The organism is Eubacterium ventriosum, from assembly GCF_025150745.1.
GTDB lineage: Bacteria > Bacillota > Clostridia > Lachnospirales > Lachnospiraceae > Eubacterium_G > Eubacterium_G ventriosum.
Genome location: NZ_CP102282.1, coordinates 1568337 through 1581148, shown reverse-complemented (window position 1 = coordinate 1581148; position 12812 = coordinate 1568337). Strand labels below are relative to the sequence as shown.

12 protein-coding genes and 2 riboswitches are annotated in these 12812 nt (G+C 34.0%); of the genes, 1 reads left to right on the top strand and 11 read right to left on the bottom strand.

The window, feature by feature from the left end:
* Window positions 1-469: 469 nt before the first annotated feature.
* Both NQ558_RS07080 and NQ558_RS07075 read right to left on the bottom strand, forming a co-directional pair.
* Window positions 470-1273 carry an energy-coupled thiamine transporter ThiT gene (locus tag NQ558_RS07080; RefSeq protein WP_005363890.1) on the bottom strand — a complete coding sequence of 268 codons (804 nt, stop codon included), beginning with the start codon at window positions 1271-1273 and terminating at the stop codon, window positions 470-472.
* Between the two features lie 43 nt (window positions 1274-1316).
* A riboswitch (TPP riboswitch) is annotated at window positions 1317-1412 on the bottom strand.
* A gap of 54 nt (window positions 1413-1466) precedes the next feature.
* Window positions 1467-2837 (bottom strand): radical SAM/SPASM domain-containing protein, encoded by a 1371-nt coding sequence (locus NQ558_RS07075; protein ID WP_005363889.1) that lies wholly within the window; start codon window positions 2835-2837, stop codon window positions 1467-1469.
* 326 nt (window positions 2838-3163) lie between these two features.
* Window positions 3164-3333: riboswitch (M-box (ykoK) riboswitch) on the top strand.
* A 196-nt stretch (window positions 3334-3529) separates the two neighbouring features.
* Here NQ558_RS07075 and mgtE point away from each other — a divergent pair.
* On the top strand, window positions 3530-4867 hold the full coding sequence (gene mgtE / locus NQ558_RS07070) for a magnesium transporter (RefSeq protein ID WP_005363887.1): 1338 nt from the start codon (window positions 3530-3532) through the stop codon (window positions 4865-4867).
* 292 nt (window positions 4868-5159) lie between these two features.
* Here mgtE and NQ558_RS07065 read toward each other — a convergent pair whose 3' ends face one another.
* From NQ558_RS07065 to smpB, 9 genes are all read right to left on the bottom strand, one after another.
* Complete coding sequence (locus tag NQ558_RS07065) at window positions 5160-5513, bottom strand: YolD-like family protein (protein ID WP_005363885.1); 354 nt, start codon at window positions 5511-5513, stop codon at window positions 5160-5162.
* Between the two features lie 2 nt (window positions 5514-5515).
* Window positions 5516-6781, bottom strand: a complete 1266-nt coding sequence (locus NQ558_RS07060) for a Y-family DNA polymerase (protein WP_005363883.1) — start codon at window positions 6779-6781, stop codon at window positions 5516-5518.
* A gap of 186 nt (window positions 6782-6967) precedes the next feature.
* A complete protein-coding gene (locus NQ558_RS07055) occupies window positions 6968-7135 on the bottom strand; it encodes a diguanylate cyclase domain-containing protein (protein ID WP_278183944.1) in 168 nt (55 codons plus the stop codon).
* Window positions 7136-7394: 259 nt separating this feature from the next.
* A complete protein-coding gene (hflX, locus tag NQ558_RS07050; protein ID WP_005363881.1) occupies window positions 7395-8627 on the bottom strand; it encodes a GTPase HflX in 1233 nt (410 codons plus the stop codon).
* Between the two features lie 62 nt (window positions 8628-8689).
* Complete coding sequence (locus tag NQ558_RS07045) at window positions 8690-10057, bottom strand: MATE family efflux transporter (RefSeq protein WP_242652159.1); 1368 nt, start codon at window positions 10055-10057, stop codon at window positions 8690-8692.
* 127 nt (window positions 10058-10184) lie between these two features.
* On the bottom strand, window positions 10185-10682 hold the full coding sequence (locus NQ558_RS07040) for a phosphatase PAP2 family protein (RefSeq protein ID WP_005363878.1): 498 nt from the start codon (window positions 10680-10682) through the stop codon (window positions 10185-10187).
* An 8-nt stretch (window positions 10683-10690) separates the two neighbouring features.
* Window positions 10691-10870, bottom strand: coding sequence for a DUF6472 family protein (locus NQ558_RS07035; protein ID WP_005363877.1), 180 nt, complete (start codon window positions 10868-10870; stop codon window positions 10691-10693).
* A 151-nt stretch (window positions 10871-11021) separates the two neighbouring features.
* Window positions 11022-12206: a pyridoxal phosphate-dependent aminotransferase gene (locus tag NQ558_RS07030; protein WP_040447373.1), complete on the bottom strand. Its 1185-nt coding sequence runs from the start codon at window positions 12204-12206 to the stop codon at window positions 11022-11024.
* 110 nt (window positions 12207-12316) lie between these two features.
* Window positions 12317-12784 (bottom strand): SsrA-binding protein SmpB, encoded by a 468-nt coding sequence (gene smpB / locus NQ558_RS07025; RefSeq protein ID WP_005363875.1) that lies wholly within the window; start codon window positions 12782-12784, stop codon window positions 12317-12319.
* Window positions 12785-12812: the final 28 nt, after the last annotated feature.

The following is a 12812-nucleotide window of genomic DNA, read 5'->3' as shown; positions in this document are numbered from 1 at the left end:
ACGTACCCCGACATTTCATTTTTCATTTTTTTTGGGGTACGAGTATCTAATTTATGTTTCATATTATATCACATACTATATTGTAATATTAAAATGTGATAATGGTGGAAATTTTACTTAAACGCTTTCTACAAAAGCTTGTATAATTGTAAAAAATTCTTCCTAAAAGCTTATTATTTTAAGGAAATTCTCCATTTTCACACCTCCATTGGATTTGTATATCTTCTATCAATAAGATTTTCCTGTAAAAAAAGCTTGTCAGTTTTACCCAACAAGCCTTTCTTAATCTCCATTTATAGCGCTTTAATAATTCAATATTCTTGTACTTCAACTTTAGCTCTTTAATAATTCAATACTCTTGTACTTCAACTTTAGCTCTTTTATAATTCAATACTCTTGTACTTCAATCTTAGTTCTTTCATAATTTAGTACTTCTACACATCAGCTTTAGTTCTTTTACACTTCAATTCTAAGCCACTGCTTTTTTTCTACTTACAATTTTTGTTCCTAAATATACTATAGCTCCAACTACCACGCCTACTACTGTGATAATTGCTACAAGTCCCCAGTTTGAATTAACAATTAATGTAATATCAAAGCCTTTTTCTGTCTGTATCTGCTGGAACAAATATAAGAAGTCAATTAAAACTGCAATGCCGAATACCAATGCTCCATTTAAGATTGCCATAACGTTTTCTGATTTTTTCTTTGTTACCGGCTTTTCCACTCTTAAATCCACTGCATTTGAAATAAGTGCAATCACATATACTGTCACTACTGTTTCAGGTATCATATATGCTGCGTTGTAAACTAATGAATATGCCATTCCGTCTGCTGTTGGAATTGAAACTCCTGCCCACACAGTACAACCTGTAATTACGTGGCAGATGTATCTTAAAACACAAACAACTGCTGCTCCGATTACCAAAACAGGTGTCTGATTCTTGTTTTTCTTAAAAATTCCTACAAGTCCCAAAACTGTAAAAGCTCCAACATAGTCAAGCAAAATAATCGCAACTGCTGCAACCCATGATGTAGCATATGAAACGTTGGCAAGTCCCATTAACAACTGCAAAATACTATATGTAAAGCCTGTTAAAAGTCCCCATTTTAAACCATGTCTGTATCCTGCAACAATAATAGGCACCATGCTTGCTGCTGTAACTGAGCCGCCATAAGGCATATCAATAATCTTAATAAAACTTAATGCAAATGCCATAGCAATTAAAATTGCACACTCAACTATCGTTGTAGATGTTTTTGTTTTTTCCATAAAAAAATCCTCCTTAGATTATACGCAAATCGCCAGAGGATAATTAACCAACATATTGCTTCCTTACGACGGTATTAACCGTATCAAGTAATAAGGGTTGATAAAATCTCTCAGCCTTCAGGCACCCCTAGCGAATGAATATATTAAATTCATATGTTAGTTAAGTGTTTTTGTTAAATTTTGTCAAGGGCTATTACCTGCTCTTCTTACTCTCCGCCCACAATTTTTCTGCGCATGGCTTCCACTTTTCTGCATAGTCACGGCATTTTTCACAAAGATGTTCTGCTGATTCAGGCGACTGTAAATCTGTTGACTTTGCACCTGTCTCTTTAACTAATCTTTGCAAAATATCCGGATTTTCAAGCATTGGACATGGTCTAAGTGGATTTTCGTTAAATGGCTGATTATCGTGATACGCCATAAATAATGGCTGTTTCAAAATTTCAAGCAGTGTGTTTTCTCTTATATTTGCACCTGAATAATGAATGAATACGCATGGTTCTGCATCGCCGTTGGCGTTGATATGGAAATAGTTTCTGCCACCTGCGATACAACCGCCAACGAACTCTCCGTCATTTTGGAAATCCATTGTGAAAATTCCTTTTCCTGTAGTCATATTTCTTATTTCACGAACTCTGTCCTTCATATAAATTCTCTGCTCAGGAGTTGGAAGTAAGTCAAGTGAAGCATCATTTCCAACCGGCATATAGTGGAAATAAAGTGCATATCTACATCCATTTTCAATCATCAAATCTACAAACTCATCACTTGTTACTGTTTCAATATTTTTTGAAGTGTAACATATTGACGTGCCAAAAACTAAACCATGGCTCTTAAGTAATTCCATAGTGTGCATTACTTTGCCGTAAACGCCCTGACCTCTTCTTAAATCATTAACTGCCTCAAAACCTTCAAGACTTATTGCCAGATAAAGGTTTCCCACATTTAACATTTCCTGGCAAAAAGCTTCATCAACCAATGTTCCGTTGGTAAAAGCAAGAAATGCACATTCTTTGTGCTTTTTACATAATTTAATTAAGTCATCTTTTCTAACTAAAGGCTCACCACCTGTAAACATATACAAATATGTTCCAAGTTTCTTGCCCTGTGTTACAACACTGTCCATTTCGTCCAATGTCAAATTCAATCTATTGCCATACTCTGCTGCCCAACATCCTGTACAATGAAGGTTGCAGGCACTTGTAGGGTCCATCAAAATCAACCATGGCACATTACAATTATGTATTTCTCTATTTTTTCTTATAGTTTTTGTTCCATACATAAATGCTTCATAGCCAAGATTCAAAGCCATTGTTTTCAAAACCTTAGGATCAACTTCATCTAACACTCTATTAATATATTTATTAAGAGTAGCATCCTTATTGCAAACCATTTCTTTAAGCTTGTCAAAATCAACACCTAAATCCTCTCCATCCATGTACTTTCCCATTCGGTCTACTAACTTGCCAATTTCCTTGTCACTGTCTTTGTTAGCATTTTTTAAGATAATGTCAATAGTCTTTCCCAGCGTTGCTCTAGTTGCAGCATATGTTAAATTTCCCATTTGTACTTCCTCCAAAATTTGTCGTTACAAATAGTTTAGTCATTTTAAAAAATTTTTAAATAATTAAAAAAGTAAAAATGTCCTACTTTTGTGGTAAAAGTCTACATTTGTCAATTTATAGTATTTTTTAGTTATATTGTTTAATTTGTTTACATTATGTAAATATTTATCATTTTGTGACTTAACAATTATTGTGTCTAAACAAATTTACTTTTCTGCATATTAAAATTTTATTCTTCACATTATATTTTTCTCACATTTTTATCAAAAAGGGGGTTGACTTTTCTATTTTTTGAATGTATTATGAGTCCGAAAAGAAAATATAACTACTTTATCGGTAGGTGAGGTTACCATAGGGATTCGGTTTAATCCTAAGATTGCTGCCGCGAGATTGTGGAGACACAATTAGTTGGTTAGCAGGATGTGTCGTTAAGGCATAACCTAATGCAATTAATATACGCCCTATGATGCTAAAGCTTGAACGGTGATTTTATTTGTGATTTATATCCTTCATTGCTCAGGCTTTGGAGGATTTTTATTTTGTTTGAATTTTGTAAAAAAGATTGCATTTGTAATGTTTCCTATATTCTTAAAGTAGTGATTTTAATCAATGAAAGGTGGTGAGGTTATGAATTCTGGAGCCCATTGTTTTATAAAGCTTAAAAATTTAATTATTCGGAGGTATGTGTATTATGAAAATGAAAAAAGAATTATTTATCAGACTTCTATCAGAACGTCGCTTCAGAGAATTAAAAGAAGATTTAATGACAATGAATGCAGTAGATATTGCCTCACTGCTTTCACAGTTAGATGACAAAGAAATAGCAATTGTTTTCAGACTTGTTCCAAAAGATAAGGCTGCTGAAGTTTTTTCTAATATGAACAGCTCAATGCAGTCTACACTTGTGGAAATCTTTTCTGAAAAAGAATTACGTGAACTGTTAGACAACCTTTATATGGATGATACGGTTGATATGTTAGAGGAACTTCCTGCTAACCTTGTTACACGTATATTAAATGTTACTCCACAGAACGAGCGTAACATTATTAATCAGTTGCTTAACTATCCTGACGATAGTGCCGGCAGCATTATGACAACTGAATATGTTGATTTAAGTCCTGAATGGACTGTTGCAAAAGCAATGAACCATATTAAAGAAACAGGTATTCATAAAGAAACCATCTATACCTGCTACGTAACATGGCAGCGCACACTCATTGGTATTGTTTCTGCAAAAGACTTAATGACTTCAGATGACAATACTCTCATAAAAGACATTATGGAAACTGAACTTATCTCTGTTTCAACTCACACTGACCAGGAAGAAGTTGCTGGACTTTTTAGAAAATATGACCTTCTTGCACTTCCTGTTCTTGACACAGACAACAGACTTGTTGGCATAGTTACTGTTGACGATGCCATGGATGTTGTAATCGATGAAGCTACAGAAGATATTACAAAAATGGCTGCCGTTGCTCCAAGTGAGAAAACATATTTTGAAACTTCTTCGTTTGCTCACGCCAAAAGAAGAATCCCATGGCTACTTGTACTTATGTTTTCATCAATTATAACAGGTAGCATTATTACAAAATATGAAAATGCTTTTGCTGCAATTCCACTTCTTGTTTCCTTTATTCCAATGCTTATGGATACAGGCGGAAACTGTGGTTCACAGAGTTCAACACTTATAATCCGTGGTCTTGCTTTGGACGAAGTACATTTTGGTGACTTCTTCCGTGTAGTTTTTAAGGAATTTCAGATATCTATTATTGTAGGCATTGTTCTTGCTACAGCCAACGGACTTAGAATATTCATTGAATATCACAATTCCGGACTTGCAATAGTAATTGCCCTGTCATTAATAGTAACTGTAACTCTTTCAAAAATCATAGGCTGCACTCTTCCACTATTTGCTAAGAAGATAGGCCTTGATCCTGCATTAATGGCTTCACCATTAATCACAACATTAGTAGATACTTGTTCCATTATTGTATACTTTAACATTGCAACAACAATATTTAAAATATAATTTGATTAAAAAAACATAAATATTTTCAATAGAATTTTTTATTAAGTATATTATAAGTATATGCTGTGAATATGAAGACCACATACACATATACTTATAGTATACTTTTTTTATATTCTATACTCTTTATGTTTTATATTCTTAACTCTTTACGGTCTAAATGTCTTTAATGCCTCAATGGTATTTTCTATTAATTCTTCCAATGTCCAACCAAGCATATCTGCCCCACGGTGAAATTCATTTCCTATTAATTAAAAATATATCCTTTCAATACTTTGTATCTAGGTACTCTCTATTTTTCAATACCATAACTTATAATATAATCTAAAGTATAAATATTTTCAAAACTAATCTTATGGTCAACTATCTGAAGTACTCTATTATCAATATCAATCTTTGCCACCATCCCTGTAACCTTAAGGTATTCATAATTTTCAAAATAAACTACTGTAGCAATCATCCCTTTGCATAGTCCGTGCATTTTTCGGTTCAATTCTTCTTCCATGTCACTGGAAAGTTCAATTTTTTCAACTACTATTTTCTCCTTTGCCGCCAAAGCATCAGGCAAACCTTTCAATGCTGCAAAAGGCATAAATTGCTTGGCTCTGTTTTCTATGCTCATCTTAGTTCTAGGTCTTCCTGCCATTGTTATTCCCTTCCTGCTCTATGTCCTCCTATTTGCTCATTTCTTTCCATTGTAGTTGCCCTATCCTGTAAATCCATTCCCTTTACAATTGCATTCTTACCATATTTGTTTTTAATCTCTATCATTGCTTTTTGAATCTTGTTATTTCTTTCAAGTTCTCCTATATCCACAAAAAAGCTATATTGCCTACACTCTTCCTGCACAACACCGTTGCAGGTTAAATTAACTCTTCTAATAGGAAAATTAGGATTCACAATTCTATTGTACAAATCAACTACTGCCGGAATTATTACCAAATCAGAGTTCGTTTCAAAATCAAGACTTACCGTTCCGTGGGCTGCCTTCCTGTTTAATCTGTTAGAATATCCTACATGAAGCGTCAATGATTTTGTAATAAGGTTCTTTTCCACCATTTCAAGGCATACCATATCTGCCATCTCCTTTATAATAATCTCACCATCCTTATGATTATAATCACAAGCCAAAACCTGACCACTTGAAATACTATTACTCCCCGGCTTATAAGCCTTAATCTGTTTTATTGTTGTACTCTCTCTTCCCCATGCATGGTCAATAAGCAATTCTGCATCTATACCAAAAATATTATATAAAAAATCTTCCTGACACTTTGCAATATCACCCATGGTCATTATCCCATAAGAATCAAGTCTTCTTGCTATGCCACTGCCAATTCTCCAAAAATCCGTCAATGGTCTATAATTCCACAACTTGCTTTTAAAGCTTTCTTCATCTAATTCCCCAATAAAGTTCTTAGAATGCTTAGCTGTTATGTCCAAGGCAATCTTTGCAAGATAAAGATTGCTGCCTATCCCACAGGTTGCTCTAATTCCCAGACTATTATATATGTCATTCATAATTAACTGCCCTAATTCTCTGGCTGTCAAATTATATAAGTTTAAATAATCAGTAACATCCATAAAAGCTTCATCAATTGAATATACATGAATATCATCCTTCGAGATATATTTAAGGTATATTCCATATATCTCTGCAGCATAATCAATATACTTCTGCATTCTTGGCATTGCCACTATATAGTCAATCCCCTTTGGAATTTCAAATATTCTACATCTGTTCTTAATCCCTAATGCCTTCATCGCCGGCGTAATGGCAAGGCATATAGTCTTCTCTGTTCTCCCAATATCAGCCACAACCAATCTTGTAGTCATAGGATCAAGTCCTCTTTCAACACATTCTACTGAAGCATAAAAAGACTTTAAATCTATACAAATATATTTTCTTTTCATAATATTAAACCATAACTAAATAATTACTCTTTTGATAATGCAATTATATATCTCGAACGTATGTTTGTAAAGTGGTAAATTATTCTATTTTTCATTCCATAAAATAAGGCTCTCCATTGGATTTTTCCAATGAAAAGCCTTCTGCTTCATTTTTCTATTCTTCTTACAATATGTCTTTACTATTTTCTACTTTTCCCCATACCTAACTATACTGTACCTGTTCTTTCCGGAGTTCTTTGCCTGATACATTGCTTTATCCGCACTTTTTGTAAGAACTTTCAGTGTTACCTCTTCTCTTTCTTCGTCTGCAAATACCACGCCTATACTACATGTAACTACAACATTTTCGCCTATTTCATCGTGGTATATTCCCTTAAATTCAAAAGAGATATTGCATCAATATAATTGCTCTCTTTCAATATCTTATTTAATAACTCTACATAAGAATTTTCCCATATAAAGTCAAGGAATCCAAAGACCTCCAAGCAGCATTAAATCGTTTTTAATTTGTAATTTTTAAGATTTTACACAAATTTTACATTGATAAGACAAAAATCTCCATTATATGGATAATGGGGGTGCACTGCACTCCCACTCTCTTACTCAATTATTACTATAATCTATCCATTAATTCTGAAGGTACATAAGCCTCCACCCAAATACCATCTTCTCTGTATTCTTCTTTGATTAACTGACCGTATTTTCTAATAAGTCCCGGCTTTCCCGCATCTGTGTAAGGAAATAATTTTTCAATATGAATACGCATTGACTTTAATGCTTTTTCAATTATCTCATTTAATTCATCCAAGCCTATTCCCTTTTTGATTGCAGTTTCCACCGTATAATCTGCATTAAAATCCTTCATTATAGGTTTTTCTTCAAGCTTATCAATCTTGTTAAATACAGTAATTATAATTTTGTCCTTAACTTCAAGATTCTTCAATGTATCATAAACAGCCTGAACATTCTTATCCATTACAGGGTTAGAACTGTCTACAACGTGAATTATAATGTCTGAATATTTTGCTTCTTCCAAAGTACTCCTGAAAGCATCAATTAAATGATGTGGCAACTTTCTGATAAAACCTACTGTGTCTGTAAGCAAAACTTCCTGACCGTCAGGTAATTTATAATTTCTTGTTGTCGGATCAAGTGTGGCAAAAAGCTTATCTTCTTCCAACACTCTTGCATCTGTAAGAGTGTTAAGTAATGTAGATTTTCCTGCGTTAGTATAACCTACAATGGCTATGACCGGCACAGGATTTTCCTGTCTTCTTGCTCTTGTAACCTGACGATGGCTTTCTAAATCTTCCACCTGTGATTTTAACTGGGAAATTCTATCCCTAATTAATCGTCTGTCAACTTCAAGCTTCTTTTCTCCGGGACCTCTTGTACCGATACCACCACCCTGACGTGAAAGATTTCTCATACCAATAAGTCTTGTGGAGCGGTAACGAAGCTGGGCAAGCTCTACCTGAATCTTACCTTCTGCCGTCTTTGCCCTGCCTGCAAAAATATCAAGAATGATTAAAGTTCTATCCATTACCTTAACATCTAATTCATCTTCCAGATTTTTATACTGTGCCGGAGTTAATTCATCATCACAAACTACAGCTGTGGCCTCTGTTTCCCAAATCAAATCCTTTAATTCTTCAACTTTTCCTGAACCAATATAAGTTGCACTACTTGCATGCTCAAGATTCTGAATCATTCTACCTACAACTGTGGCACCTGCTGTTTTAACAAGTTCCTCCAATTCATCCAATGATTCCTCCGGGTCCTGATTAGGATTAGAACAAACTGCTACCAATATTACTTTTTCAATTTCCTGTTCTGTTTCGTACATCTTTTCACCTCCGGTCTTCTAACTTTTTATAAACCTTATGCTTAAAATTTCTGACTTTATTATTATCCTTTAACCTTGCTTATAACGTCAATTTTCTTCCATTTTCCATGTTTATATCTTATAAGGCTAAACATACCATTTAAGAACCATGTAAGTCCTGTAGCGTAAAACACACCGTATTTTCCCATAAAAGGAATAAGCGTCATAGGATAAGCAAAACCTACCCTTCCTATACACTCAACAATTCCCGTAAACAGTGAAAACATAGCATCTCCTGCACCGTTTAACACGTTTCTTGTTGTATAAATAAGTCCTAAGAAAATATAAAAACAACATGTAATTCTTAAACCGTTTGCACCAATTCTTATAACATCTGCATCTTTACCGAATATGGACGCAATTGACGGTGCAAAAATCCAGAAAACCACACCAACTGCCAGCGCAAAAATTGAGCTTACCAATGTTGCAGAATTAAATCCTTTTCTAACTCTGTCTTTAAGCCCGGCGCCAATATTCTGCCCTGTGTATGTTGAAACTGCTGCACCAAGAGACATAAAAGGCTGCTGAACCAAAGTTTCAATTCTTGAAACAACTGTAAATGCTGTTGTAAATGTAGCTCCGTAACCGTTAACAACTTTCTGTAAAACAATTAATGAAAATGCAATCAAACTGTTCTGCAAAGCTACCGGAATACCTAATTTGCAACTTTTCTTAATAATATTGCCATTTAATTTTATGTTTTTCTTTTTTAATTTAAAATATGTATTACTTTTGTATGCATAAATAATACATGCCAAAGCTGAAATAAGCTGTGAAAAAGCCGTTGCCACACCTGCGCCAACAACGCCCCAGCCAAAGCTTAATACAAAAATCAAGTCCAATATAACATTTAAAACACTTGCCACAATAAGGAAAATCAAAGGTGTCTTTGAATCTCCCAATGCTCTAAGTATACCTGACACGCCATTATAAAAACCTACACACACAATACCAATTGATACTACCTTAAGGTATGCCACTGCATCATTAAGAATAACCGGGTCTGTGTCAAGCAAAACAAGAACAGGTCTTGCAGTTACAAAACCAATAATTGCCATAATTACAGAACATACTGTAATAATCCAAATTGAATTTCCGATTGCATCCTTAACTTTTTCTTCATCACCAAAACCAAAATACTGGGCAACAATAATACCAATACCTACTGAAAGTCCTGCTACCAATGAGAAAAAGAAAAAATTAAGTGAATTAGTTGTACCGATTGCGCCTAACGCATTCGCCCCAACAAAGTTACCTACAATAATGGAATCCACCATATTGTACAACTGCTGAAATATATTTCCTACTAAAAGGGGAAGGGAGAACTGAATTAACAGCTGCATCGGATTTCCCTTAGTCATATCCTTTACAAATTTATTTTGTTTTTCCAATTTAATACCTCTTCTTATGTAAATACTGCAAAACTAATTTTGCGTCAAAAAATTTTGCTTCCATACTTAAACTCCCATTTTAAACATTTATTGTGCGATTTGAGACCTGCTTTGCACTCCCTCAATTCTAAAATGTGAAGAACCCTACTACACCGCACAGAATCCCTACCAATGCACCTACAATAACATCTTTAGGAAAATGAACCCCGCTTATAACTCTTACAATTGCAATAATCAAACCGCAAACAAAAACAATTATTCCAAGTGGAATCTCTCCTATGTAAAGAAAAGCCATTCCTATGATAAACGCAGAAAAAACATGTCTACTAGGCATAGACTCCCCTTTTTTATTCTTTTCTATAATAGGCTTAAAATCATACATAGTATATGGGCGCTCACTGTTAATAAATCTTCTGACAATGCTTACAAGAATAAAACTTATGGCTGTTACAGCCACAAACCTTGCAAGTCCTTTATTTTTCTCATCAAAAAGAATTATAATGCCAACAACATACGCCATATATACAATTTTTGTGGCAATGGAATTAATAAACTGAACTATTTTCTCGCCATTTTCTAATCCTCTTATGCCATCTGTTATTTTCCTATAAGTCTGCTGATTCATGTTCACCTCTACTGCTTTCTTGCAAGCTTATATTCATCACCATATGAAAAATATGGACATGTTGCCTTTTTAAACTGCATAAGCATTGCAAGGTCATCTTCATCCATGCTTACAACACAGGCGTACTCTTCATATTCTTCATCATAAACATAGTTACTACAAAATTCACAGCTATACTGTCCACTCATTTTAACTACCTTTGCCTTTCTTTTGCAAAACTAAAGGTTGAAATTCATCTTAAGCAAATCCAAGACATTCTTTCAACCTTTATAATTAATCTAATTGTAAATACAATATTAGTCTTTAAAATCCAAATTGAAGCCTGTAACGTTTTACAACTTATTTGTATTCTTCAGCTAACTTCTTAAATGCAGGCAAAGCATCTTCAATCTGCTTAGTCTGTACACAATAAGATACTCTAATATATCCCGGTGTACCAAAACTGTCTGCAGGAACTAATAATAATTCATGTTCCTTAGCCTTTTCGCAGAATTCATGTGAATCATCACACATTGCCTTAACGAACAAATAAAAAGCTCCATCAGGGTAAACACACTCGTAACCCATCCCTGTTAAGCTGTTATATAAAAGATCTCTATTAGTCTTATAAATTGAAATATCTGATGTAGCATCAAGACACTTTTCAATAACTCTCTGATACATACTTGAAGCACAAACATAACCTAAAGCTCTTCCTGCACCACAAACTGCTGCATAAGCATCTTCTTCATCATCCATATCCGGTGAAACGGCAATATAACCAATACGTTCACCAGGAAGTGACAAAGCCTTGCTGTATGAATAACATACGAAAGTATTGTGATAATAATTAATTATGTATGGAACTTCAATATCATCATAAACCAATTCTCTATATGGTTCATCTGTAATAACAAAAATGCTATGACCGTATTCTTTTTCTTTCTTTCTTAAAAGGTCACACATTTTTTCAATTGTTTCCTTTGTGTAAACAACACCTGAAGGATTATTAGGTGAATTAATAATAACTGCTTTAGTTTTTTCATTAATTGCAGCTTCAAACTTCTCCATATCAATCTGAAAAGTCTTATTTTCTGACTGAACTGCAACAAGCTTAGCACCTGTTCTTTCAATAAAAACGCCATATTCAGGGAAATAAGGTGTAAATGCAATACATTCTTCTCCCGGTAACATAATAGCATTTAAAACTATAGTAAGTGATGATGCAGCACCACATGTCATATAAATATGATTAGCTGTAAGCTTAGTTCCAAATCTACCATTAATGTAATCTGAAACACTCTGTCTTACATGAGCATCACCCTGTGCTGATGTGTAGCCGTGAAGTGCCACTGAATCAAAATTGTCAACCAAATCCTTAATAGTGTCATCAACAATCTTTGGAGCCGGAACGCTTGGATTTCCTATACTAAAATCAAATACATTTTCTGCTCCTATTTCTGCCTTACGCTTATTACCATATTCAAAAATCTCTCTGATTTCTGAACGTACCTTTCCTAACTTAACTAATGACTCTGAATACATCATATTCTCCTTCCTGCTGTCTGATACATAATCCACTACATATCCGTATTTATCATTTAAGTATGCTATTAAATTCTGTTATATCTTTCAAACATCTTCTTAATTGCTTATTACCCCTTAAGAATATGCTTAAACTCTCTTTCATTTTCACGCTTCATGTCACGCTTTGCAATATCCTGACGCTTGTCATATAACTTCTTGCCTCGTGCCAGGCCAATCTCAACTTTTACAAGGCTTCCTTTAAAATAAACCTGTAAAGGTACTAATGTCAATCCCTTTTCGTTAAGCTTTCCAACTAATTTATTAATTTCATATTTATGAAGCATAAGTTTCTTTGGTCTTAATGGATCCTTATTAAAAATATTTCCTTTTTCATAAGGATTAATATGCATTCCATAAATAATAACTTCGCCATTGTCTATTCTTACAAAAGACTCTTTAATACTACAATGTCCCTGTCTAAGCGACTTAACTTCTGTACCGTGAAGCACAATCCCTGCTTCGTAAGTATCTTCTATAAAATAGTCGTGTCTGGCTTTTTTATTACTTGCTATAACTCTAACTGAACCTTTTGCCATTACATCTCCTTTATTATGATAAAATAAA